General features: G+C 23.7%; 26 protein-coding genes and 2 tRNA genes. 15 read left to right on the top strand and 13 right to left on the bottom strand.

All coding sequences use genetic code 4. From position 1 onward, the window contains the following. The first annotated feature begins 3 nt into the window (after window positions 1-3). The 3 genes from T388_RS0102405 to T388_RS0102395 are packed head-to-tail and all read left to right on the top strand — an operon-like array spanning window position 4 to window position 2,126. Window positions 4-657 carry a phosphate signaling complex PhoU family protein gene (locus T388_RS0102405; protein ID WP_027120726.1) on the top strand — a complete coding sequence of 218 codons (654 nt, stop codon included), beginning with the start codon at window positions 4-6 and terminating at the stop codon, window positions 655-657. Between the two features lie 23 nt (window positions 658-680). Then, entirely contained in the window at window positions 681-1,421 is a 741-nt protein-coding gene (locus T388_RS0102400) for a copper homeostasis protein CutC (RefSeq protein WP_027120725.1), read from the top strand. Window positions 1,422-1,460: 39 nt separating this feature from the next. Further along, window positions 1,461-2,126 carry a hypothetical protein gene (locus T388_RS0102395; protein WP_036456887.1) on the top strand — a complete coding sequence of 222 codons (666 nt, stop codon included), beginning with the start codon at window positions 1,461-1,463 and terminating at the stop codon, window positions 2,124-2,126. Window positions 2,127-2,153: 27 nt separating this feature from the next. Here T388_RS0102395 and T388_RS0102390 read toward each other — a convergent pair whose 3' ends face one another. Genes T388_RS0102390 through T388_RS0102380 form a run of 3 tightly spaced genes read right to left on the bottom strand, consistent with a single transcriptional unit; the run spans window position 2,154 to window position 4,995 of the window. After that, a complete protein-coding gene (locus tag T388_RS0102390) occupies window positions 2,154-3,212 on the bottom strand; it encodes a YihY/virulence factor BrkB family protein (protein WP_027120723.1) in 1,059 nt (352 codons plus the stop codon). A gap of 48 nt (window positions 3,213-3,260) precedes the next feature. Beyond that, window positions 3,261-3,707: an RpiB/LacA/LacB family sugar-phosphate isomerase gene (locus T388_RS0102385; protein WP_027120722.1), complete on the bottom strand. Its 447-nt coding sequence runs from the start codon at window positions 3,705-3,707 to the stop codon at window positions 3,261-3,263. 31 nt (window positions 3,708-3,738) lie between these two features. Continuing rightward, window positions 3,739-4,995: an MnuA family membrane nuclease gene (locus tag T388_RS0102380; protein WP_027120721.1), complete on the bottom strand. Its 1,257-nt coding sequence runs from the start codon at window positions 4,993-4,995 to the stop codon at window positions 3,739-3,741. A gap of 212 nt (window positions 4,996-5,207) precedes the next feature. Between T388_RS0102380 and T388_RS0102375 the strand changes: the two genes are divergently transcribed. The 8 genes from T388_RS0102375 to T388_RS0102335 all read left to right on the top strand — a co-directional run bounded on the left by T388_RS0102375 (window position 5,208) and on the right by T388_RS0102335 (window position 12,959). Then, on the top strand, window positions 5,208-7,268 hold the full coding sequence (locus tag T388_RS0102375; protein ID WP_027120720.1) for an Mbov_0121 family peptidase domain-containing ABC transporter: 2,061 nt from the start codon (window positions 5,208-5,210) through the stop codon (window positions 7,266-7,268). Then, entirely contained in the window at window positions 7,246-7,632 is a 387-nt protein-coding gene (locus T388_RS0102370; protein WP_027120719.1) for an MAG1140 family protein, read from the top strand. Before T388_RS0102375 ends, T388_RS0102370 begins: the two co-directional genes overlap by 23 nt. A 15-nt stretch (window positions 7,633-7,647) precedes the next feature. After that, a complete protein-coding gene (gene ybeY, locus T388_RS0102365) occupies window positions 7,648-8,103 on the top strand; it encodes an rRNA maturation RNase YbeY (protein ID WP_027120718.1) in 456 nt (151 codons plus the stop codon). Between the two features lie 2 nt (window positions 8,104-8,105). Then, a complete protein-coding gene (cdd, locus tag T388_RS0102360) occupies window positions 8,106-8,495 on the top strand; it encodes a cytidine deaminase (RefSeq protein ID WP_318023984.1) in 390 nt (129 codons plus the stop codon). Next, complete coding sequence (gene era / locus T388_RS0102355) at window positions 8,495-9,364, top strand: GTPase Era (protein WP_027120716.1); 870 nt, start codon at window positions 8,495-8,497, stop codon at window positions 9,362-9,364. Before cdd ends, era begins: the two co-directional genes overlap by 1 nt. An 11-nt stretch (window positions 9,365-9,375) precedes the next feature. Next, window positions 9,376-10,449 carry an aminopeptidase P family protein gene (locus T388_RS0102350; protein WP_027120715.1) on the top strand — a complete coding sequence of 358 codons (1,074 nt, stop codon included), beginning with the start codon at window positions 9,376-9,378 and terminating at the stop codon, window positions 10,447-10,449. 658 nt (window positions 10,450-11,107) lie between these two features. Continuing rightward, window positions 11,108-12,544, top strand: coding sequence for a proline--tRNA ligase (proS, locus tag T388_RS0102340; protein WP_027120714.1), 1,437 nt, complete (start codon window positions 11,108-11,110; stop codon window positions 12,542-12,544). 49 nt (window positions 12,545-12,593) lie between these two features. Further along, window positions 12,594-12,959, top strand: coding sequence for an MG284/MPN403 family protein (locus T388_RS0102335; protein ID WP_027120713.1), 366 nt, complete (start codon window positions 12,594-12,596; stop codon window positions 12,957-12,959). A gap of 54 nt (window positions 12,960-13,013) precedes the next feature. Here T388_RS0102335 and trmB read toward each other — a convergent pair whose 3' ends face one another. Then, window positions 13,014-13,634 (bottom strand): tRNA (guanosine(46)-N7)-methyltransferase TrmB, encoded by a 621-nt coding sequence (trmB, locus tag T388_RS0102330; RefSeq protein WP_027120712.1) that lies wholly within the window; start codon window positions 13,632-13,634, stop codon window positions 13,014-13,016. A 129-nt stretch (window positions 13,635-13,763) separates the two neighbouring features. Between trmB and T388_RS03720 the strand changes: the two genes are divergently transcribed. The 3 genes from T388_RS03720 to T388_RS0102315 all read left to right on the top strand — a co-directional run bounded on the left by T388_RS03720 (window position 13,764) and on the right by T388_RS0102315 (window position 17,957). Next, on the top strand, window positions 13,764-15,929 hold the full coding sequence (locus T388_RS03720; protein WP_051586198.1) for an ATP-dependent Clp protease ATP-binding subunit: 2,166 nt from the start codon (window positions 13,764-13,766) through the stop codon (window positions 15,927-15,929). 217 nt (window positions 15,930-16,146) lie between these two features. Next, a complete protein-coding gene (locus T388_RS0102320) occupies window positions 16,147-16,638 on the top strand; it encodes an MAG0490 family ComEA-like DNA-binding protein (RefSeq protein WP_027120711.1) in 492 nt (163 codons plus the stop codon). Further along, a complete protein-coding gene (locus T388_RS0102315) occupies window positions 16,563-17,957 on the top strand; it encodes an MAG0480 family ComEC-like protein (RefSeq protein WP_027120710.1) in 1,395 nt (464 codons plus the stop codon). The genes T388_RS0102320 and T388_RS0102315 overlap by 76 nt, the downstream gene beginning before the upstream one ends. A 16-nt stretch (window positions 17,958-17,973) precedes the next feature. Here T388_RS0102315 and T388_RS0102310 read toward each other — a convergent pair. The 4 genes from T388_RS0102310 to T388_RS03940 all read right to left on the bottom strand — a co-directional run bounded on the left by T388_RS0102310 (window position 17,974) and on the right by T388_RS03940 (window position 20,140). Then, window positions 17,974-18,050 (bottom strand) — tRNA-Arg (locus T388_RS0102310). Between the two features lie 6 nt (window positions 18,051-18,056). Beyond that, window positions 18,057-18,131 (bottom strand) — tRNA-Cys (locus T388_RS0102305). A gap of 550 nt (window positions 18,132-18,681) precedes the next feature. Then, window positions 18,682-19,050 carry a hypothetical protein gene (locus T388_RS0102300; protein ID WP_245598351.1) on the bottom strand — a complete coding sequence of 123 codons (369 nt, stop codon included), beginning with the start codon at window positions 19,048-19,050 and terminating at the stop codon, window positions 18,682-18,684. Further along, window positions 19,037-20,140, bottom strand: a complete 1,104-nt coding sequence (locus T388_RS03940) for a tyrosine-type recombinase/integrase (RefSeq protein ID WP_027120708.1) — start codon at window positions 20,138-20,140, stop codon at window positions 19,037-19,039. The genes T388_RS0102300 and T388_RS03940 overlap by 14 nt, the downstream gene beginning before the upstream one ends. A 279-nt stretch (window positions 20,141-20,419) precedes the next feature. Between T388_RS03940 and T388_RS0102290 the strand changes: the two genes are divergently transcribed. Beyond that, complete coding sequence (locus T388_RS0102290; RefSeq protein ID WP_027120707.1) at window positions 20,420-21,145, top strand: variable surface lipoprotein; 726 nt, start codon at window positions 20,420-20,422, stop codon at window positions 21,143-21,145. A 38-nt stretch (window positions 21,146-21,183) separates the two neighbouring features. Here the strand turns inward: T388_RS0102290 and T388_RS0102285 are convergent, their stop codons facing one another. The 5 genes from T388_RS0102285 to T388_RS0102265 are packed head-to-tail and all read right to left on the bottom strand — an operon-like array spanning window position 21,184 to window position 25,812. After that, window positions 21,184-21,585 carry a hypothetical protein gene (locus T388_RS0102285; protein ID WP_027120706.1) on the bottom strand — a complete coding sequence of 134 codons (402 nt, stop codon included), beginning with the start codon at window positions 21,583-21,585 and terminating at the stop codon, window positions 21,184-21,186. A gap of 18 nt (window positions 21,586-21,603) precedes the next feature. Further along, window positions 21,604-21,747: a hypothetical protein gene (locus T388_RS03895; protein ID WP_156930250.1), complete on the bottom strand. Its 144-nt coding sequence runs from the start codon at window positions 21,745-21,747 to the stop codon at window positions 21,604-21,606. 2 nt (window positions 21,748-21,749) lie between these two features. Continuing rightward, a complete protein-coding gene (locus tag T388_RS0102275; protein ID WP_027120705.1) occupies window positions 21,750-23,492 on the bottom strand; it encodes a coiled-coil domain-containing protein in 1,743 nt (580 codons plus the stop codon). A gap of 10 nt (window positions 23,493-23,502) precedes the next feature. Continuing rightward, a complete protein-coding gene (locus T388_RS0102270) occupies window positions 23,503-24,864 on the bottom strand; it encodes a hypothetical protein (RefSeq protein WP_027120704.1) in 1,362 nt (453 codons plus the stop codon). A 21-nt stretch (window positions 24,865-24,885) separates the two neighbouring features. Continuing rightward, on the bottom strand, window positions 24,886-25,812 hold the full coding sequence (locus T388_RS0102265; RefSeq protein WP_036456884.1) for a hypothetical protein: 927 nt from the start codon (window positions 25,810-25,812) through the stop codon (window positions 24,886-24,888). Between the last annotated feature and the right edge of the window lie 6 nt (window positions 25,813-25,818).

Here is a 25,818-nt window from a genome sequence, read left to right as displayed (position 1 = left end):
GATATGAAAAATTCAATAATAATAAATGATATTTTGAGTATAAAACAAAGAATTATTAATTTATCAAATAATGTTTTAGAGCAACATAAAAAAGCTTTTCACTTACTAAATAAATATGACAAAGCAATTGTGGAAAATATCTATGAAATTGAAGAAGATATAGATCTAGAAGCCGTAAACATTAAAAATGAAATTAGTTTTATTTTAACTAAAGAACCTTTAGCAAAATATTTAAGACGTGCTATTTCTTATTTAATAATTTCTAAGGAACTTGAAAGAATTGCTGACTATGCTAAACATATTGCACGTTTTACAGAAAAAATTCAAAAACCTAGTAAATCTTCAATTAGAAGAATTCAAGATATATATTCAAAAGTGTTAGAAATGTTAAAACAACTTAGTCATAATATTGAAATAGAAGATAACAAAGAATTATTAAAATTGATAAATGATGATGATTTGGTTGATATAAAATGTACTGAAGTTAATAAAGAACTTGTTGTATCTTTTTCAACTTCTCAACACTCTGAAAAAGAAGTTCATGAAAGACTTTATATATTAAATTTAGTTAATGGTTTAGAACGTGCCGGAGATCATGTTGTTAATATTTGTGATTCTATATATTACATAATTAATGGAAGATACATTAAAATGTAAATAAAGGGACAGGAGAAATAATTATGTCAAAAGATATTCAATTTGAAATATGTGTAGACTCTTATGAATCTGCTTTAAATGTAACAAAAACAAGTGCTAAAAGAATAGAGTTATGTAGCAACTTAGATGCAGGAGGCTTGACGCCTTCTGTTGGTTTAACTAAATTAGTAAAGATGAATACTAATTTAGAAGTTTTTGCTCTAATTAGACCTAGAGTTGGAAATTTTATTTATAATCAAAGCGAAAAAGATGTAATTTTAGAAGAAATAAAATCATTAATTAATATAAATGTGGATGGTCTTGTAGTGGGGGCTCTTACAAACGATTTTGAAATAGACATTGAATTTTTGAAGGAGATTAAAAAAATTGCTAATAATACTCCACTGGTATTTCATAGAGCATTTGATCAAGTTCAAGATCCTTTTAAAGCAACTAAAGAATTAATAAATTTAGGTTTTATTAGAGTACTAACTTCAGGACAGGCAAAAAATGCTTATGAAGGAAGAAAACTAATTTTTGATTTAAATCAAAAATTTGGAGACAAAATTATATTTATGGCTGGGGCAGGAATAAATAAAAATACAGCTAAAGCAATTGTTGAAGAAACAAAATGTAATGAAATTCATTTTAGCGCCAAAAGCATATATAAAAACAATGCAAAAATTAGTAATAAAGTTTCATATAATACAGCAACATTAAAAGAAAATGAAATTCCTATTTCTAAAACTAAAGATATTCAAGAGATTATAGATTTATTTAAATAGATTATTTTTTAAAAAATGATAAAACTATATAATTTGCACATGCTAAAAAGGAATAATAAAAATAATAAATTACAAAAAAATTTTATTAATATAATTAATCGAAAATATAACAATAGTAGACCAACATTTACAAAAACTTTAAAAATGACTTATTTAGCTTTTTATATATCTTGATTCTTCTTAGCTTCATTTTTATTGATTTTTGGATATATTCCTCTTTCTTTTACACAATTAACATATTTACCAGTTATTGTTGTAATGATGATTTTTCATTTAGGATTTATTGGAGCACTAGTAGGGGGGATATCATTTGGAATGTCCTCGCTTATTGCAGCAGTAATTTATGGAATTATAAAATATCAATATCCAGATATATCGGTTTTACCAAGGATTATAATGAGTTTAATCACATATGGAATTTTTAGATTATTAAAATCAAAAAGCAATCCTAGATTATGAAAGTTTATTTTTTTAGCAATTATTGCTACTTTACTAAATCAAGCACTAGTTTTATCTTCTCAATACATACATAATTCAATATGAGGTTTACCTAAAGGTGTTTTAGGTCTTAAGGAATGAATTATTGTACATATTTTCAACATTGTTGCTGAGCCTATATTAGCGTCGCTAATTAGTGTTGCTTTATATGTTTTAATTCAATTAATTGAAAAACAAAAAGGAACTATTAATAAAATAGTTTGATAATTAAAAAGCACTTATTTATAGTGCTTTTTAAAATTTTATTTTCTTAAACATTCAATCTCTTTTTGCAATAGTATAACTCGAAAAATAAGTTTTGTAATAAGCTTCGTTAACAATAATTCCTAAATACATAAAATAACTCAATGTAGAAACAAACATAGCAATGTACATAAAAGTTCCAATAACACCATATTTGTTGTAATCAATTATTGAGGTTAAATAACCAAATAACATTATAAAAATCATAACTGGAATAGATGAAATTAAAACCCCCGGAAATACCATATTTCAGGATAATTTAAAACTTGGCGTAAGTTTAAACATTAAAGTAAAACCAAAATAGAGATTTATTATTAAATAAATAGAAAAGCTAATATAAAATATTGTGTTTTTTGTGAATTTTTCGTTAATAGAATAACTAAAAGCCTTGTGAAAAAATATATATAAACTAATAAATAAAAATAAATAAATACTTATACCAATAACTACAATAAAACCTTTTATTCTATTTGTCAATCAATTACCTAGATTTTCGTGTCCGTAAATATAATTTTGGCTATATATAAATTTTCCAAACCCGCTAGAAGCTATTCAAATAGAAGCCAACATCAATAAAATAATTGATGTGTATTGTGCTTTCGATTGTTTAATAGAATCAGGAATATTCATAATTGCTTTAACTCCAGGAATAATTCTTGCTAAGATTTCATCAATAAAAATTTGATTATAATTGGAAATTAAAGACAATAACATGACAACAATCGTTATTATTGGAACAAATGATATTAGAAAGTAAAAAGCCAATGAAATAGGTATAAAAGTAAAATCGCGTCCTGAAAATTTTAAATAAGTTCTATTAATTAATTCTGATGTTTTACTTTTATTTTTTCAACTAGCTCTAGGAGTTGCTATTCATAAAATAATTTTGATAAAAAATTTGATAAGTTTTTCGTCTCAGGATTTTTTATAATTTTTTCTTGGTAAAATGTTTTTAGACAACCAAGATTTTTTTAATTTGTTTCTATATGCCTTTTTAATTTGTTTTGTATTTAAGCCGGTATAAAGGATATCATTTTGGTTTTTATTCATAGATAAATATTATATAAAATTAAAATAAAAATGCTAATTTTAAGCATTTTATAAGAAATTGTCTATGTCATCAATTCTTTGTTGATGTCTTCCGCCTTCATATTCATTTGACATATATTCATTAAACATCGCTTTAGCTTCAGCTAGGGGAACATACCTTCCACCCATTACCAAAACATTAGCATTATTATGCAATTTAGCTAGTCTTGCGTCCTCAACAGTTGTTACTCTTGCTGCTCTAATATGTTTATGCCTATTTAATGCATATGAAATTCCTAAACCTGTACCGCAAAATCCCAATCCAATAACATTATCATGTTCGTTTATGTAATTTGCTAATTTATGTCCTTGTTGAGCATACGATACTGGATTTAAAGAGTTTTTTGGACCTAAATCGATTACTTCGTAGCCTTGTGATTTAATGTATTCAATCATTTCGTTTTTTAAATCACACCCACCATGATCGCTACTCAAGGCTATTTTTATATTTTTCATATTATTTCCTTTCATTTTTTTATAAAATATTTTATTTATTTATAACATCAATAATTATTGGCGCATGATCACTTAATCCCTTTCGAATAAGTTTAAAATCTGATACGGACCTTTCATCTTTATATGTTTGTAAATATTTTTTAGTTGTAATGGTTTTATCAAAAAGTCCTGATTCAAATCCTTTTACAATGTCTATTTTATATATGTAAGTAGGATTCTCTTTATTATCTAAAATATTTAAATCTTTTTCATAAAATAGTCATTTATCATAACTATTTGCATATCCCGAATGTTTTTTATTTTTATTATAAGTAGTTTCAGTTGTTAAACTTGTTAAAAATTTTTCTTCATTTGCTAATGAACTATTGTAATAGGTTTGCAATCTTTCAGAACTTGTTATTGAATTATTTATGTCGGTTAAATAATTAAAAATTGTTGAACCTTTTGAATTTATATTTGTATCTCCTCCAAAAATAATATTATCATTATTACTAATGTTTTTAAAATATAAAAAAGCATCATAAAGTCCTAAAGCTTCAGAAACCTCTTTACTTCCTTGATTTTTTATAATATATTTATTTTGAAAAATTCCATTTATGTCTATTTCACCACTATTTTCTTTTGAATTGGGACTATCAAAATGACCAAAAAATGTAGTTATGGTTTTATTAAAAGGTTTTATAAAAAATTTAGAACCAAAAAGTGGTCTTACATAGCTATCTTCTTTTGCAAAAACAATGTTGCTGTTGCTTTGTTGAACGCTTTTTATGGGCCCAAGAAAACTGTCTCCAATTTTATTATTATTAAATTTTCTTGGTTCAACTATTTTGTTTTTATAAATGATAACTATTTGTTCTTTACTATTTTTATATTCTGGATTTAGGGCTTCGTTTTTATCTTGATAAACATATGAAAAAGAAATATTAGGATCAAAAGAATTTAAAACTTTAATTATTCTATCAACCTTATTTGCATCACCATAGTTTATTTCTGTTAATCCAATTATATCTGCATTGCTTTTAAAAATTGATACAGCAATATTATAAACTTTTGCAGAGTTTTGTGTTGAGGTTGAACCACCAAAATTTAAAATATTTCAGTGCATAACTCTCAATGTTTCTTCGTTTTTGGCATAGAAACCTTTGTTATCTAACTTATCAATATTTACATTATTATTAGCAGAATTTTTAGATTTAAAATATTTGTAAACATAATAACCACCAACACACATGACAGCGACAGGTACTAACGAAATTAATGAAAAAATTCTTTTAATAGTTTTTTTCACATTGCCTCCTACTATATATATTCTAAAAATTAAAGAATATATTTTTTTATCTTTGTAAAGTATAATCACTAAAACTTAAGTTTAATAATCTTTATATTTTGGTTTAAAAAATATATTACTATTATATTTATCAATTTATAAAAAAATGTCTTTTTTAATAGTTTTTTACTTTTTTGAATTAAAAAATCAATTTTAAAACAAGATATTTTGCTATGAAAATACAAAAACAAATAGATCAAAAAGATTGTGGATTATATGTTTTACAATATTTTATAAAAAAATACACAAAATCTAGACTGGACATAGATTATTTAAAAATGATTGCTGATTATGGTGCAGATGGTATTAGTTTATCGTCATTAGCTTCAATTGCAAAAAAATATAATTTAAATTTAGAATCATATTATGGAGATTTCGAAAGCTTGTATTCTTTGCATCAAAGTAATTTTCCAATTGCTATTTTAATAAATAAGGATGGATATTTACACTATGTAATAATTGAGAAAATTCAAAACAAAACTTTTTTTATACAAGATTCAGCACTTGGCAAAAAAATTAAAATATCTGAAGAAGAACTAAAACCAAATTTTAAAAATGTTGTAATTTTTGTTAATAAGATGCAAAACACAACTAATTGAGAAATTGGAAAAGTAAATAAAATTTCAAACAAAATTTCTGATTTATTTGTAGGTAACAAATATACATACCCATTATTAATTTCTTCGCTTATTTCATTATTTCTAACTTTTGGAAGTACGTTTTTTGTAAAAATAGTTTTCGATAATATTTTGCCAAATTTTTTAAAAACTAATTTAATAATTATTTTTATATTATTTGTTTGAATAAATGTTTTAAGATTTTTTAATCAATATTTAAAAAATATAATAACCAAAAAAATAGCAAACAAAATTGAAATTTCATTAACAAACTCATATTTTCAAAAATTAAACAATTGCTCTCTAAATGAATTAAATAAATTAACAGAAAGTGACTATTTAAAAAGAATTTCTTTTATAAACTTAATAGCAAATTATCAAGCAAATTTCACATATACATTTTTAAGTCAAATCTTTTCTATAATTGGAGGTGCATTACTTTTATTATGACTAAATTACATTTTATTTTCATTGGTTTTAGGACTAACAATTATATGTTTTTTAATAAATTTTATTTATCAAAACTTAATTGAAAAACAATATCAAGAATTTATACAAAATAGTATTAATAAAAATAAAACAGAATTTGATGAAATATTATCTATTAAAAATTCTAAATCTGCTCAATATAAAAAAATGTTGACTATTAGAAGAATAGAAAAAATGATTACATTTAAAGAACATGAATATAAAATGTTTTTTTGAACAAACAATAAAAACTTAATAAATGAAATAATTTTAGGCAATTTATCAATCATAGTTATTTTCGTGTCTTCTTTTTTATTTTTTGAAAACAAAATTTCTATTGGAGAAATAATGATGTTTCTTACATGTACAACTTTTTTTGTTAATCCAATAATTTCAATAAGCAATTTAATTGTTCAATCTTCAATAATTAACAAAAATTCTAATATGATTAATTTTGTTTTAAATCTAAAAGAACACAAAAATAATGGAAATTTAAAATTCAAAAAAATTAAAAAAATTGAATTACAAAATATAAAATTTGGTTTCGAACAAAATAAGACAATTCTAAATATTCCAGAAATGATAATTGATAAAAACATTCAAATTTTCGGAAATAATGGGACTGGTAAAAGTACTTTTATGTTGCTATTAAATAATGCTTTAAGTAATTATTCTGGAACATATAAAATAAACAATAATGATATTAATAATTACAGCCAAAAAACAATTTCTAATAAACTTATCTATATTAATAATAAAGATTTTCTTCCTGAAATAAAAGTGATTGATTATATAACAAATCAAAATAATAAAAATCTTGAGGAATTTACAAATAATTTGCAAAACACTAAACTTGCTCAAGTTATTAATTCTCTTAAATTAAATTTAACCCAAGTGCTCCAAAATAATGGATCAAATATATCCTTAGGACAAAGACAATTAATAATTATAATGAAATTATTTACAAGAAAATATGACGTTATACTTCTTGATGAAGTTTTTGAAAATTTAGATTCTAAAATAGTTAAAATTTTGAAATCTGAAATTAAAAAATATCAAAATGAAGGAATATTTATTGAAACGAGTCATAATAAAAATTATATTTTTAAAGATAACGAGGTGAATTTTGAAAAAATTAATAAGAATTAATGTTTGGTGTTGAATATTTATTTTATTAATTGTGATATTTACAGTTATATTATTTTCATTTTTGTTAACTTATAAAATAGATAAAACAATAAAAATGAATATTAGAGTTGACAATAAAAAAGAGCTTAGTATATTTACAAATGATAAGGCAGCTATATTTTTAAAGAAAAATCAAAATATTGTTTTAGAAATAAACAAGAAATACTTTGATTTAAAAATCACAGACATAAATATAGAAAATAATTTAATTTTTCTAAAAATCAATTATTTACCTAAAAATTTGCAGTTAATACCTAACACAAATATTGTTGGCACTTTACTATATTCAAAAACAAATCTACTAGAATCAATTATTCATATTTAGATTATAATATTAAATATGATTGAATTAAATATTGATATCGAAAAAGGAAATAATTTTGATTTCTATAGTGAATATGAAGCTATACTAAAAAATCTAAAAGATTTTTTTAAGATTGAAAAAACTATTATTGTAGATGTAAGAATAACTGATAATAAAGAGATTCAAAAGTTGAATAAAAAATATAGAAACAAAAATTACGCAACAGACATTTTATCCTTTGATTTTGGGAATAAATTAATTTATAATGATTTACCTTTTATACATTTAGGTGAATTAGTTATAAGCTACCAAAAAGTAGAAGAACAAGCAAATGATTTTGGACATTCGTTAAAAAGAGAATATTGTTATTTATTTAGTCATGGATTAATTCATTTGATGGGTTATGATCATGAAAAAGAAGAAGAAAGAATAGAGATGAATAAAATAGTTGATATTATATTTAATCCGTTAAATATTACTAGAGAGGAATAATAATGGTAAAAGAATTGAAAGAATTATTAAAAAAATCTTATGCCCCATGATCAAAATTTCATGTTGCTGCTATAGCGGTTGATGCAAAAGGAAATAAATATTCTGGTGTTAATGTAGAAAATGCTGCTTTTCCATCAGGGCTATGTGCAGAAAGATGCGCTTTATTTTCATCAGTAGCTCAAGGAGCTATAGTAGGAGATATAAAGGAAATACACATAATTTCTAGTGGTGAAGAAATAATAAGTCCATGTGCGGGTTGTAGACAAGTTATGACAGAATTTATGAAAAATGATGCTCTTGTCTATCAATACAATAATGAGGGCGATAAAATGAGAATAAATAAAATTATTGAGTTGGTACCATTTCCAATTAGAGGGGAACAAATTAAATAATGAAGGTGTGTATTGCTAGTATAATTGGAAGACCTAATGTCGGCAAATCCTCGATGTTAAACTCTATTTTATCGTACAATGTATCAATTGTCTCAAATGTTCCTCAAACAACTAGAGATCAAATAATAGGAATATATAATGAAGAAGATGTACAAATTGTTTTTCAAGACACCCCAGGTATTCACAAACCCTTAAATTTGTTGGGTGAATCATTAAACAAAAATGCATTTGATTCAATTAAAGAAACAGATTGTGTATTGTTTTTAACACCGATTAATGAGGAAATTGCTGAAGGGGATAAATTAATATTGGAAAAAATTCAAAACCATCCAAATAAAATAGCAATTATTACAAAAATGGATTTAAACACAAACATTGAGAATGTTGCAAAAAAAATAAAAGATTTAGAGAATTTTTATTTTAAAAATATAATTTCTTTTAGCACAAAAAATCCAAAAACTTGAAAGGATCTTATTAATGTAGTTAAACAGTTTTCTTATGAAGGCGAACCATATTATGATCCAGATTATATAACTGATAAATCGATGAGATTTATTGCAAAGGAAATAATTAGAGAAAGTGCTATAAATCTATTGCGTGAAGAGTTACCTCATTCTATTGCTATAGAAATATCTGATTTTATTGAAGAAGAAGATCAAATAAATATAAATGCAATAATTTATGTTAAAAAACCCAGTCAAAAAGGAATGCTTATTGGTAAAAACGGATCTATGATAAAACAAATTGGTACAATTGCAAGAAAAAAATTGATTGAACAATTTGGAACAAAGGTTATACTTAATAATAAAGTAAAGATCGCCGAAAAATGAGTAAACGACAATAAGAAATTAAAAAAATTTGGATATTAAAGGAGATAAAAATGAATAAAAAATATTTAAATGAGGTGTTTTCAAACACAAAAATAGAAGCTATTGTTTCAAATGCACCTCAAACCAGATTATGATATTCTAAAATACAAACAACAGATGGTTATTTGGTTATAGAACAAAATAAAGCATATTTGTTTGTGGATGCTAGATATATAGAATATGCAAGAAAAAATGCTAAAAATGTTGAAGTTATTTTGTTAGAAGCTAATGCTCTAAAAAAATTTTTTGACCAAAAAGAATACAAAAGTGTAGCTTTTGAAAAAGATTATTTGATTTGAGAAATTGAAGATTATTTAAAGAAATTAATAAAACCTGAAACTTTATACTGAATAAGTGGCCAAGAATTAAGAATCCTTAAATCTAAGGATGAAATTGAAATTATGCAAAAGGCTATAGATATTTCACTTAAATCATATGAACAATTAATGAAAGAAATTGAGCCTGGAATGACTGAAAAAGAAGTTGCTGCTAAATTAAATTATTTAATGAAATTAAATGGTGCGGATAAAGAAAGTTTTGATGAAATAGTTGCAACAGGAGCTAATTCAGCAGAACCACACCATCATCCTACGGATACAAAAATTCAAGAAGGAGATTTATTAAAAATTGATTTCGGTGCATTGTATAAAGGATATAGTGCAGACATAACAAGAACAACTATTTTCCAAAACCCAAATAGAAAAACAAAAGAATATATTTGTAACAATAAGAAACAAGAAGAAATTTTAAAAATTGTTATGGAAGCTGCTAAAAAAGGTAGAGATGCAGTAAGACCTGGTATTTATGTTTCTGAAATTGATAAGATTTGCAGAGAATATATTGAATCAAAAGGATATGGAAAATATTTTGCTCATTCTACCGGACATGGTTTAGGAATTGATGTTCATGAATTACCATATGTAAGACAATCTAATAATAATGATTATGTTTTAGAACCTGGCATGGTTATAACCGTTGAACCCGGAATTTATATTGAGGGATTAGGTGGAGCCAGAAATGAAGATGATGTATTAGTTACCGAAACAGGTAGATATGTATTTTCAAGACCAGAAGAAAAAAATTAAAATAATTAATCACTATTAATTTAGTGATTTTTTATATTTTATAAAATAAGTAACAAAATGAACAATAAAGAAATATATGATTTACAAAAAGGGTAGTTCTAAATAATTTTTTTGTGAGTTACAAAGAAAGAATCTCAAATTTAAAAAACTTAAAAATTTGATTTTAAATAATCAAGAGGAAATATATGAAGTTTTAAAAAGAGATTTAAATAAACATCCAAATGAATTATTGAACAAGTAAATAAAACTTTTAATCAAAATTACATTCATGCTATAAATTACGATGTGAAAAACATAATTGAATTGCTTAATTGTAAATTTGATTATGTTTTTTACAGGAAATAAAACAATAGGTACAAAAGTTTCTAAAGCTTGTGCTGAATTTCATACAAATTAATTAATCCATATCTTCCTTTTGGAGGTGTTGGTAGTTCAGAAAACGGAAAATGTCATGGATATGCAGATTTCGAATCTTTTAGTAATATTAAATCCTTTTATTGAAGAAAAAAAATGGATACAAATTTAGCAAAACACTCTTATACTGAGAAAAAAATAAAATGAATTAAAAAATTTATTAAACAAATTGACTATTTATTTATTTTTAGTATATTTTTGAACGAATTTTGCGCTTTTTTGTTTTTTTGCTTATAATTAAATTATGAAAGAATTAGATAAAATTACTCCATTGGAAAAAGATTTTGCTAAATGGTATACAGATGTTGTAAAACAAGGAAATTTAATTGCATATGGGCCAGTAAAAGGTACACTTATATTTAAACCGAATTCATATGGAATATGAGAACAAATACAAAAAAATTTAAATATTCTTTTTAAGGAAAAAAATATTCAGAATGTTTATCTTCCTTTATTTATTCCTGAAAAATTATTTAATAAAGAAAAAGAGCATATTCAAGGATTTAATCCTGAATTAGCAACTATAACTCAAGTTGGAGATAAAAAATTAGAAGAAAAAATATTTATTAGACCTACATCCGAGGTTTTGTTTGCAGATTTATTTCAAAAATCTATTCAGTCATATAAAGATTTACCAATTATATATAATCAATGAGCTAATGTTGTTAGATGAGAGAAAACAACTAACCCATTTTTAAGAAGTAGAGAATTTTTATGACAAGAAGGGCACACATGTCATAATGACCCATTAGAAGCTCGACATTTAACAAAAACTATGATTTCTCTATATAGCAAATTTGCTAAAAATTATTTAGCAATTCCCACAATCGTTGGAAAAAAAACTCCAAAAGAAAAATTTGCAGGTGCATGCTCAACATATACTATGGAAGCAATGATGAAAGATGGAAGAGCATTGCAAGCAGGAACAAGTCATTATTTAGCACAAAATTTTTCAAAACAATTTAATATTCAATTTAAAAATTTAAAAAATGAACAAGAATATGTTTACCAAACATCATGAGGAGTTTCAACAAGATTGATTGGGGCAATCATAATGTCACATGGCGACAATAGAGGTATAGTTATGCCTCCAAGAATTGCCCCAACGCAAATCGATATTTTAGAATTATTCGCCAATAAAAACGAAAAAGTGCATAAAATCGCTGTTTCTTTATTTAAGGATTTATCAAGAAAATTTAGAGTTTATTTAGATAGCACTGATAAAAATCCTGGTTTTAAAGCATCTAATTCTGAAATACAAGGTACTCCTATTAGAATTGAAGTAGGACCTAGAGATTTAGAAAATGATGAAATTACTATTGTTAGAAGAGACACATTAGAAAAAACAAATGTAAAAATTAACAATGTTAAAAAAACAATTGGACGACTATTAGATGATATTCACAATAACCTTTATCAAAAAGCTAAAAAAAGATTGGAAGAAAATACAATATTTGTTAAAAGTTATGATGAATTTAAAAAAGAAATAAATAACTCTAAATTTGTTATAGCGCCATTTTGCTGTTTAGATAGAGCAGAAGAATATATAAAAGAAGATACCGGTGCAACAACTAGATGTATTCCAAAGCATTTTGAAAAACCTGTAGAAAAAATGAAATGTATTTTTCCAAAATGTAAGAATAAAACTAAAAGATATGTTGTATTTGCAAAAGCTTATTAATAAAAGTCGTTGAATGCGACTTTTTTATTTAAAAATCAAGGATGTGCTTATGACTTATTTTAATTTTGATGCATTAAATTACAATATGAGTAAATTACAACGCTTTAAAAGTGTTAAAACAATTTGCCAATTAGAATTAGGAAGAGCTAAAGTTGCTCGTCATGATGCTTTTATTAAAAAAGTAAAAAATCAAGCTTTTAATTCAAGAGAAAATTTAACATTAGCTGATTATTATAGTGAAAAATTTACAAAGGTTTTATTATGTATGACTGAAAGCAATAGATTTATATTGCAAAAAGAATTTTTAGAAAAAAATAATGACAAATTTTGATATGAAGATTTTATGTCTAAAACAACATATTATAAAAGAAGAAATGAAGCTGTTGATGAATTCTTGTATTTTTATTTAGACTAAAAAAATAAAATTAAAAACACTACCTTTGAGTAGTGTTTCATTTTGTATATAAATTTATAAAATAGGTTTTTTAGCAAAAATATAATTTATATTTTTACCTCTCTCTGATCATTTTTTTTCGTAACCAGTCATAATATTGTCTTTTGCATGTTTACTATTATGTAAATCTGTTCCATAACTGATAATATTTCAATTGTTATTATATAAACTTTCCAATGAGAAATTATAAAGTTTATCATTATCAGATTTGAATTTTAAAATAGTTTCACTTGACATTAAATTTTTATATTTGTCTAAAAAATCAACATAAGTTAGCCTTCTTTTTAAATGTCTTTTTTTTGGTCAAGGGTCACAAAAAGTTAATCAAATTGTGTTACATGTACCATAAAAAATTTCATTAATTAACATAGCATCAGTTAAAATTATTTTAAAATTAGTTAATTTATATTCAACTACCTTTTTTAAACATTTTGCAGCAACTGTTGCATATTTTTCGATTCCATAAAATGTTTTTGAGGGATTGTTTTTTGCTAATTCAACTATCATTTCTCCCTTACCCATACCAATTTCTATGAATGTATTGTTATCAATTTTTATGGGTCAACATTCTTTTGTAACCAAAATTCCGGAATTTAATAATTTATTCGGAGCTTCGTTATCGTTTCTTAATCTCATAACACCTCAGTATATTATGTTCTTAATTTTAACAAAATATACCAAAAGAAAATAAAATATTTTTTATTTTTGGCACTCTAACTATAAAAGTGCTAAAATATAATATATTAAATTACTAAGGAGGTAAAAATGAATTTTAACTCAGATGATATAAAAGATATATTTGGAATAAATAATTCTAATAATAAAAATACAAATGATGATCCATTAAAAAAATATGGAAGAAACTTAACAGATCTTGCAGCAAGAAACGAATTAGATCCTGTTATAAATCGTGATGATGAAATAAGACGAATGATTCGTATTTTAAGTAGAAAAACTAAAAATAACCCCGTTTTAGTTGGTGAACCCGGAGTAGGAAAAACCGCTATTGTTGAAGGTTTAGCTAGAAAAATCGTTGAAGGTCAGGTTCCTGAAAATTTGAAAAGTAAAGATATTATTGAATTAGACTTAGCAAGCATGATTGCTGGTGCATCTTATCAAGGACAATTCGAAAAAAGATTAAAAGATGTTTTAAAAAAAATCGAGGACTCTAATGGAGATATTATTGTATTTATCGATGAAATTCATATGTTAATTGGGACTGGTAGAAATGCTAACGGAGGAATGGATGCGGCTAATATTATTAAACCATTAATGGCTAGAGGAAAAATGCATTTAATAGGAGCAACAACTTTTGATGAATATAGACAATATATTGAAAAAGATGCAGCACTTGAAAGAAGAATGCAAAAAATTGATGTTTTAGAACCAACTATTGAAGACACAATAACCATATTGAGAGGTATTAAAGATAGATTTGAAAATTTTCATAATGTAAAAATTCAAGATGATGCGTTAATTGCAGCAGCTAGATTAAGTTCAAGATACATTTCAGATCGTTTCTTACCAGATAAAGCCATTGATTTAGTTGATGAAGCTGCAGCTACTATAAAAACAGAAATTAATTTTCAACCTGAAGAATTAGAAAAAGCTAAACAAAAAATTGCAAAATTGCAAATGGAAAAAATTGCAATAAGTGGAGAAAATAAATCAAAATATTCTGAAAGAATTAATGAAATTGAAAAAGAAATAAAAATAATAAATTTAGACATAGACAGATTAAATAAAAAATGAGATATTGAAAAAAAGAGGTTACAAAGTCTTTCAAATCTAAAATCTAAACTAGATGATTTACGTCATGCTTTGAATATTTATCAAAAAGAAACTGATTATGAAAAAGCATCAAAAGTTTTATATGTTGAAATACCTGAAACCAAAAAGAAAATAGAACAATTAGAAAAAGAAATTAATAATTCTAATTCTAGTCTTATAAAAGATAATGTGACAAGTGAAGAGATAGCTTCAATTGTTTCTAAATGAACTAAAATTCCAATTAATAAATTATTAGAATCTGATAAAGAAAAGCTCTTAAATTTAGAAAAAGATCTAAAAAACAAAATTAAAGGTCAAGATAGAGCAATTTCATTAGTGACAAAAGCAATTTTGCGTGCTAAAGCAGATATTAATGATCCTAATAGACCGCTTTCTAGTTTTTTGTTCACAGGTCCAACTGGGGTTGGTAAAACCGAATTAGCTAGACAACTTGCTTATTCACTTTTTGATAGTGAAAAACAAATGATTAGATTAGATATGTCTGAATTTATGGAAAAACACTCAGTATCAAAAATCATTGGTGCTCCTCCAGGATACATTGGTTTTGATACAAATGGTTCTCTAACTGAAAAAATTCGAAAAAATCCTTATACTATTTTATTATTGGATGAAATTGAAAAAGCAAACAAAGATGTATTAAACATCTTGCTACAAATGTTAGATAATGGGATAATTACGGATTCTAAAGGAAGACAAATCAATTGTCGAAATTTAATAATAATTATGACAAGCAATTTGGGGTCAGAAATGATGCTTAAAAAAATAGACGTTACTTTTGATATAAAAGAAGCGTTGTTAAAATTCTTGACTCCAGAATTTATAAATAGAATAGACGAAATTATTAAATTCAATTCTTTAGAAGAAGAGTCAATAAATGAAATTGTTGCACTCGAATTAAATAAATTAATCACAAGAATAAAAGAAACAAAAGATATCCAGTTAGAATATTCTGATAAAGCATTGCAATTTATTAGTCGTTCAGCATATGATGAAAATTTTGGTGCTAGACCTATTAAAAGATTTATTCAAAATAAAATCGAAAGTTTATTAGCATATAAAATTATTAATGGTTCAATGAGAACTGGCAAAACATATATTATTGATGTATTTACTGGAAATTTTATAATCAAAGAAAAATAAAAAACAATTTAGTAACATTTTTAGAATTTAGCATTAAATATGCAAGTTCACTAGAAGAATTAAATTGCTTTTCTAGCGTAGTTTAGGAACTACGCTTTTTTGTTTCATAATATTTTTTCGCCACTCTTTAATAACTATTAATTTTTATAAAAAGATATAAAAAATTATATTTTTTTCCTAAATTCATTTTTAAATAAAAAAAGCAACAATAAAAAACATGAAAAAAATTAAATTTTTATTATGAATATCTCTTTCATTAATTTCAGTTGTGTCTTTTTCAACTTCCATTGCTTTTAGTAAATCACAAACTTCGATTAGAAAAATAAAAAATGAAAACGATAAACTTATTGAAGTAAATGTAAAAGGTGCAATTTTGTTTCCAAAAACATATTATTTTGAACAGCCAATTACATATAATGAACTATTTTCTATAGTTAAACTTAAAAATGATGCTAATATTGCTGAATTTAATATATTTAGTTTAATTAAGCAATCAACAAAAATTTTTATTCCTAGTAGAAATAAAATCCAATGAAAAAACTTAAATAATATTGATCAATTAATTAGTAGAAATATTAAAACCAGTATTGCAAAAAAAATAATTGAACTGCGTAAGAAGAAAGACAAAATAATATGAAAAGATATTGAAAAAATTTCTGGAATTGGCAAAGTGACACTAAACTTATTACAAAAAATAATAAATATTTAAGCTTAAATATACTAATTTTTTTAACACCATTATTAATGCATTTAATTGCAAATACTAAATCAACAAGAATATTATGAATTTTAATATTTATTTTTATATTATTTTTTTTAATGTGATTATCCTATTGATATTTTATATTCGCTATATTATTAACATTTATATATCTTATTTCATATTTTTCAAATTTGCCAATAAAATATAACGCTAATGATTATTATAACATTAGAGGATCTGTGATAAAATCCGAAAATCATTATTTTATAGTATCTAACAATAAAAATAATATTTTAGTTTTTACAAATGACTTTGTATCAAAACAAAAAATTTATTTAAATCAATATGTCGAGATTAAAGCTAAAATTTTAAATGTTAATGATATAAATAACATAAATAAACAGTGATTACTATCAAATAGTGTTTCATACATTTTAAAAAATGCAACCGTGGAAACAATATATCGAAACAATTTTTCAATATATTATGAAATTATTAAATATGGTGAAAAATTTTCAAAAATATTTGAAAAATATTGATCATTAATTGTTTTTGGATATAAAAATAATTCAATTGATATTTTAAAGAAAACAAACAATTTAAACATTACTCACTTAATAGCAATATCTGGATTTCATTTTGATATCTTAATATTTTGCCTGAACTCTACTTTAAATTTTTTTGTAAAAAATAAAAAAATTTCTAAAGCAATTTTATACTTATTTTGTTTTTTATATTTAACTTTACTTTTCCAACATATTTCAGCACTAAGAGCGTTTATAATGCTATTGATAAAAGAAAATAATAATAAACAACTTTGAAAATACTACGATTCAATATTCCTAAGTATAATAATATTATTTCTAATTAACTTTAATAGCATTTTTTCATTTAGTTTTATTATTTCTTTTTTGTCTATTTTTTTTATTAAAAGTATTAATTTAATCTTAAAAAAATTAACAATAAAAAAATTATGAAAATCATTAATTTTAATTCTATTTATTTATATCTACAATATACCTATTATTATTTTATTAAATAGTAGTGTCAACATCGTTGGCATAATATATTCCATTTTTTATATACCTATATTTGAATTTACTTATATAGTATCTATATTAGTATTTTGAAGCCCTGATTTTTTAAAATATATTTATTATTTCATCGACTTACTTATGAATTTTTCAGATAAATTTAGTTATTATATTTATTTCACAAAAATGATTAATATTTGAACATTAATAACATGAAATATTATTTGATATTTATCTTTTTATTTTCTTTATACAAATAAAATAAAAAAACAGCAAAAGCTGTTAATTTAGTCATTTTTCAATGAAATGGCGCGCCCAAGAGGAGTCGAACCCCTAACCTTTTGGTCCGTAGCCAAACACTCTGTCCAGTTGAGCTATGGGCGCATAATTTGGAGGCACCAACGGGAGTCGAACCCGTAATCAGAGTTTTGCAGACTCGTGCCTTGGCCATTTGGCTATGGTGCCAGTGCCTATTTATTATATATTGTTTTTCATTTTTATTTAAAAAATCACTTATTTTATTTAAGTATATTCATTATATATCAATGCAAAAATAAAATAAATAAAATTTTAAATAGTTTTATCCAAAATTTATAAAAACTATTAATGAATCTATCATATCCATCTCATTTTTTTACATTGTATGTTTCGCGATTAAAAAAATAATGTACTTTATAAGATACTTTTTTAATATACTTTTTACTTTATTTTGGAGTAAAAAAATATTAAAAATAAAAATCTTTCTATTCTTATTTTATATAAAAATTGATAAACAAAAAGAAAAAAATAGATTGTATTATTAAACTCAACGAAACATTTAAAGTTTTCGTTGAGTTTTTATTATTTAATTTTTAGCTATTAAATTAATATATTAGTGATAATATTTATATTTATTTATAAAAAATAAATATAAATATATGTTATTAGTGTAAAAATTAAAAACATTTTTACACTAATAACAATAGAGATAATAATATAATCGAACGCAATGCTTTAAACGCTTGCGTTCGATTTATTAATTAAATAATTTAATTTCTTCATTTTTCAAAAGATTAATAAAATTAAAATCTTTTAGTGTTTTGGTAGCTAAAATAGGAATTGCATTTTTAGAAATAGAGTAATGTATTAAAATCTTTCTTTCAGTTTCTTTTAAATTACTTTTTCGATTTTTAAGTTGAATAAAATATTTAATGTTATTTTTACATGCTATCAAATCTATTTTATGAATTCCATCTTCTTTCATCGAACTTCTATTTACACTATAATTATTTTTATTCAATTCTTCTATTAGTAATTTCTCTCTTTGAAAATTAATAAAAGATCAATAAAACAAGACATTGTAATATTCAGGAATTAAATCAAAGGATTTATTATTTCTTTTCATTCATATTTTCAATTTTGTTAAAAATTGTTTTTGATATTTTGCTTTTCAAACTGAAAATGAAGTTGGAGAAGTTTTTATCAGTATTTGTTTTATATTCATTTTTAGTTCTTTTCATGTCGGCATTTTCAGATGATTGTTCTTCATATAATTCCTTTCCTTCTAATTTAGAAATTTTAGTCTTTAACTTTTTGATTATTTCCTTTTGTTCTTCATTTTGCAATTCTAAATAACTAATTTGTTTTTCTTGAATTTGTGCATGACTTTTTACTTTATTTAATTCCATACTATCAAAAGCTTTCATATTAGCCATTTTTAATAACTGTTTATGATAAGTTGCATTTGTTTTAATGTAATGTGTAGTTATAGTTGATTGATTCATATGACCTGTTACACATTGTATTTCATCAATTCCAATTCCTCTTAAGTGCATATTTGTTATTAATTGTGCTCTTAAAACGTGAGCTGTTATATTTTTGTTAAAATCTGGATTATTTTGTTTAACAAACTTATTAAATTTATTAAATAAGTTTTGTATTGTGTTATATGATAAATCAACACCAAATTCATTAAAATCTTTTTGTAATTCATAAGGAACTGTGATAGTTCTGAATCTACCATGTTTTGACGCTTTTAATTGAAATTCATAATTCATATTTATCATTTTATTTCAAGGAACTTTTACAAACTCCCCTAATCGGCAACCATTATAAAGTAAAAGTTTAAATACCATTTCAAAAGTTGAATGATTAAAGTTTTTTAATTCCTTTAAAATCATTTCCATTTCTTCTTCTGTAAAAACTTTTTTTGGCTTGCTATCATTTTCAAAATCTATTAATTGATGTACGTTGTAATAAGAATTATTTATTTCAGACATTACTTTTATAAATTTTCTTATATACGCTAATTCTGTGTTTCTACTTGAGCCTGATAATGCGTTCATAGGAATATTTTTATATATTTCGTTTATTTCAGATACATCTATTTTATTTAAGTGCTCAATTCTTCTTAAAGCCATAGATGCATTTCTTCTAGTTTGTTCATTTTTATAGTTTTGATTTAAGAACATTTGAATATCTTTTTTTATTGACATAAAAAAACCTTTCCTGCCTAGGCAGCACGAGCCTAAGGCAAGAAAGGTTTTGCAAAAAATGCAAATAAACAAGCGTTATATATGCTATAATTTTCTTGCCTAGGAAGTGCGTTTTCCTAGGTTTCTTTTTATTATTTAGTAGGAAAAATTAATGTAAGGAAGTGCGTTTTCCTACTAACATTATTTTACACATTTTTTAGAAAAAGTATATTATTTTTTGTAAGGTACTTTTTTAGCTTTTTATTTCAAATAGAATAAAAAATTTAATAAAATTTAATTATGTGAAAGAAAAAAATTTTATTTTTAGGTTCTGTATTGCCAGCTTCATTGCCTTTAATTACAATTTCTTGTGATAACAGTTCAAAAATCGAAAAACTAAATAATAGTTTGAATAATTTTATTAATGAAATTCCAAAAACTTGAAAATTAGATGATTTTTTTAATAAGTATAAAACTAGATCAAACAATAATTTTGTCAATTTTAATGATAAAAATGAATTAAATAAATGAATAGAAGATTACCTGAATCCTAATAAAACATTTGTTTTTCCAGGAGATTTTGAATGATTATTTTACCCAAGAATTACCAAATTCCCTGATTTGCAACAAGTAGGTACTTACGAATGATATTTAGATAAAATTAAATATTTTGAAAAACCTGAAAATAAAAATGAACTTTCTAAATTTACTCTAATTATTTCTAAATTATTTTTTAAACATTTTACAAAAGAACAAATTAAAGAAACATGGGATGTTTACCACACAAATAAAAATAATAAAAATTTTTCTCCACCTAAACCTCTCTTAACAATAGATGTTATTACAAATGCAAAAAGTGATTATATGGGCATATGAAAATATGATTTTAAGCCATATTTAATTACAAAACCTGATGGAACCAAAATCATTAAAAATGCAGTTATGTTTGTGAAAATTCCAGGTTATACTTTTGAAACTTATAAACGTTTAGATGAAAAAGTTTTTAACTTTGATTTAATAATATAAAACAAGCCTATTTAGGCTTGTTTTTCTTTTGTTAAAGTCTAATTTCATTTAATTGGTTCTGCGTGATTTGAAGGCATATTTGATGTATTAGAAGCAGGAATAAACATTCCCGCATTTTTCTTGTCTACAACATCATTTATTTCTTTTTTAATTTCATTTTTTGCTTTTTTAAATTTTTTTGTTCCAGCTAATTTTTCAATTTGTTCTAGAACTCAATTAAATTTAAAATTACCCATTTTCACTTCATTATTTGAAGGAAATAATTTTTCCGCTTTATCTATAAAAAAAGGGATTTCTTTAACAATATCTCCTAATGCTTCTAATTTGTTTGGTTTTGATTTTAATTTAATTTTAATGAATAAACATATACCTACAAAAAAACCAACAATTGATGCTGTAGAACCAGCAATTTTTAAAATTTTTTCTATTGTTTCTAACATATTTATATATCTCCTTATTTATTTTGTTTTATTTAATGGAATTCAATTTATTATTTTTGACATTCAATTTGGCAAATCATAATTTGCATTCAAAACTAATAAAATAAATAAAATTATTAAACTTATTAAAAAAATTAATAATATAAAATTAAATATTTTCATTTTTAACTCCTTATTTCAAAAGAATAAACATTCACTTTAATTTCCGTTATTTTAATTCCGTCGGTTTCATTGTCATATATCTTACCGACATAATTAAATGTCAATTTTTTGTCGCTTAATGTAAAATGAGCAAGCGACAGTTTTGAACCATAATTATTAGAATTGTTATAGCCAACTCAAGGAAAATCAATATTAAAAACGTTTTTATAATCAGCATCATTAAATTGTGTCTGAACTATTTGTGTTCCTGAATATTGATTATTGTTATTTTTCAAAATTATTTCAACAATAGAAAAATCGTCATCTATTACTAAAAATTTATATCAACCATTTTGAAATCCATTCGGTTCTGATCACGAACTAGAAAAAATTTTTTTAGCTTTAAAAGAATAAGTTTTATTTTTTAACACCCGCAATTCTTCATCCAACCGATTTATAGAATTTTCTAAATTGTTTCATTTATTTGTTAATTCTGGAGTTATTGACAAACTATTTAATCTATTAGTTAAATTTTGATTACTATCGTCGATATATTTTTTCAATTCACATTCATTAAAATGACCACCTTTGTGAAAAGAAATTAAAGGTTTTCATACCTTGCTATTTGCATCATAACTTGCAAAAATCATATTGTCGTTTTCGTAAAATATTTCTGATAGTGTGTTATTATCTTTCCTAATAAATTTTAATCTATTAACAGCTTGACCGGCATTATTGTCTATAAAAATATCTGCATTAAATCTTGCTAATTTATTTAATGGCGCATACGGAGCATTATTATCTCAAATATTTTTATCTAATTTTGTTTCTATTGTATTTTTATTTGTTGTTATTTCTGTTTTTAATTCTGCATTTTTAGAAATATATTCTGTGCTTAATTGATTGAATTTTTTTAATGTATCAGCATCATTATTGCTATTTGCTTGTAATGATAAATTTAATTGATTAATTAAATTACTTTGGTCTTGATTTAAACTTTCAATACTTGCTATTTTAGATGCATGCAGAGTTTTTGATTGTTCTAAATTAGCTATTTTGGAATTTTGTTCCTGCTGTTCTTGAACAAAATTATTATTCAGTTGCTTTAATGTATTGATTTCTTGCTTATTTACATTTATTAGATTATTTGCGTTTTCTATATTATTTTTATTAGCCTCGATTTTTGTGCTTTGCGAAGTATCATCATCTTCATTTTGATTTAAATTTCTTTCAATATTTTGAATTTTTTGTTCAATATATTCTAAATATTTTGAATTTAATTTTTGTTGTTCAATGTTAAATTTGTTTCAAGCAGAATTAATGATTAAACCTGCAGGAATAGGACTTAAAACACTTTCAATGGATGAATAATCTCTAGCAAAACCAACACGATTTAAACCTCCTATCAATAAATCTAATTTATTGTTGAATTCAGGAAAAGAATTAGAAAGTATTCGAAAGGAAATTTCTTCATAAATAGCTTTTACTAAATTTTCAGCTCTTTGTGGAGAAACAAAAAGAATGAATTTGTCATTTCTTTTTGATAATTCTACGGCTCAGGAAAGTCTCATAGAAAGTAAAACATCTATTTGATTAAAAATATTTCCTGCTATATTAATAAAACAATCATTTATTTCTTCTTCTGTATTATTAGAATAGAATTTTTTTAATTTACTAGGAATTCGAAATTCTTTTGCAATATTAAAATATCGGTTATAACCATTTAAGCTAACTCCTATTATTTCTAAAATAGATTCTTTTGTCATTTTTCTCCTTTTATAGTCTTTTTGGTTTTTTTATGATTAAATTTATTCCCTTGCTCGTTCTTTTTATATTGTTAAAATTTTTAAATGTTTTATTAAATTGTTCTTCATTTTTCTTTTTGTAAAAAACAACTTTTTTATTATTAAATTCAACTGCAATTCTATTTCCTAATTTTCTATTTCTAGTAGAAGATAAAACTTTAAATTGATTTCGAAAAGTTTCAATTGTTGTATTGCTTGTTTTATCGAATTCTCTGATTGACTTTAAAAAATGAATATCATATTTATTTGCAGTTTTTTCTAATTTGCTAATTCAGAATTTAGATTTTCCTGTTTTATTTTGATTTCTTATTGCTTTTCCAACGTTTCAGCCTCATGCTAAATTGTCTAAATAATATTTACCTTTTGAAGAAGAATTTATAAAATTATTAAATTCTTCAATAGGTCTGTCAATAAATAAAAGTGCATTTTTATTGTTTGTTGTTAAACGATTAAAAAAAACATAATAAGACAAAAATTGTTCGTTTTTATTTTCGATTCAATCAGTAGAAGCTATTTTCAAACCATCAATTCAATTTGAATCATAAAATTGAATTCAAGTTTGATTATGTTGTTTCATTATTTTTTGATATTCGTAAATATTTTTAGGATTTTTCTTAGCTAAATTTTTTATTCTTTTGTCATAAATATCTTTAGTTATTTTTTTAGTTAATTTCTTAAATCTAATTCTTGCTAAATTTTTTGTCCTACTGAATAAAAATTTAGCTTTATCATCAGCTTTGTAAAAACTAATTCCAAAACTGGTTCAATATGTTCCGTAATTAATTATGTTTTTAATAATTTTTTTAATTTTTTTAATTTGAATTTTGCTTCACTTCGTTGATTTAAAAAAAGTTTTTTGTATTTTGTAAGAAACTTTGTTTAAAAAATATTTGTATAAACTTTGAGGATTTTTAATAAAACTAATACTTTTTTTAACAAAATTGGTTGTTTTTGAAATTGTTTTAGCATATTTACCTTTATTAATTTGTTTTATAAAGTTTTTAGTTTTTCTTAAACCATTCATAAAAGCGATGGTTCCTAATCTTCATGCTGCATTGACTAGGACGTTTTTTCAATCAACTTTTTGATAAATTGCCAAATCAATAATGACATCTTTAACAAATCCTAAAACTAATTCAACTGTTTCTCCAATAAATTTATTTCCAAAAGTTGCAATTGTAACTGCTTCACTAATGACATCGATTACAACTTCTCCGACAAAATCTAAAAATGAATGTAAATAATATAAAAATCCTTTTTCTTCAGGTTTTTGAATTTTTAATAATTCTGGTAAGGGTTTTTTTAATTCTAAATTTGAACCATAAGAAATCATTGTTTGTTATTTTGTTTTGTTTTAAGCGTCTTTTTCTTGTGTTGAATCTCTGTGAATTAACGCAGTAGGAATCATTTTTTTAACAACTTCTGATAAAGAAGTAGTTTCTAAATAAGCACCCAAATCTGCAGATAAATTATCAATTTTTCCAGCTGAAGCAGCAATGATTTTTCTAGCATTAGCCATTGAATTAGTTGTTGTAATAACAACGTTAGTATCCTTTAAATAAGGACACGCTAATGTTCTATATCCACCTAATGATCCAATGTCATAAGATCCTAATTTTAAACTTGCTGTAGTATGATCCCCTTTCATCGCATAACCAGAAATTTTATTTAGAACACTTGGTTTTGCAAAAATGATAATTTTTTCTGGTTCTACAAAATCAATTCCGTGTTTTTTATCAACTAATTGAGTTATAGCATCGCAAGCAGTAACAATTTTTGAAAATAACTCTTCTCCATTGGTTTTATTAAAATCTACATAAATTGGTTGAAAAGTTGTGTTAGCTTTTGCTACTGCTTCTAATTTTTTAAATCCATCTCTTTCAAAATCTTTTGAATCCTGTTCTAAAAATGCTTCTAATTTTTGACTAACTGTTGCTGGAAAATTATCCTTTGCATAAGCAGGCAAACCTTCTGCATAACAAAAAGGTTCTTCTCAATCAATTTTGATAGGTTTTGAAATAGAAAATTTGTCGAATTCTCCTGTTCCTAATTTTGTTTTTTTTCTTTTTGTTCCTCCTAACAAGTCAGAAAATCAAACAGATGTCATATCTTGTTTATTTAATGTTATATTTCTGCTTGCTTCCATAATTAAAGATTTTGAAACAAAATTTTTTAACAATTCGGCATTTTGTACTTCGGTCAATTTAACTTGTGAATAGGTTGTGTTCCCGCCCGATTCCGATTCTCAAGCTTGTGCAATAATTTGATCTAAAATTTTCATAATTTT

Origin of the sequence: Mycoplasmopsis lipofaciens ATCC 35015, assembly GCF_000686585.1 — a bacterium.
Classification (GTDB): Bacteria; Bacillota_I; Bacilli_A; order Mycoplasmatales; family Metamycoplasmataceae; genus Mycoplasmopsis; species Mycoplasmopsis lipofaciens.
This window is presented reverse-complemented; position numbering and strand designations above follow the sequence as displayed.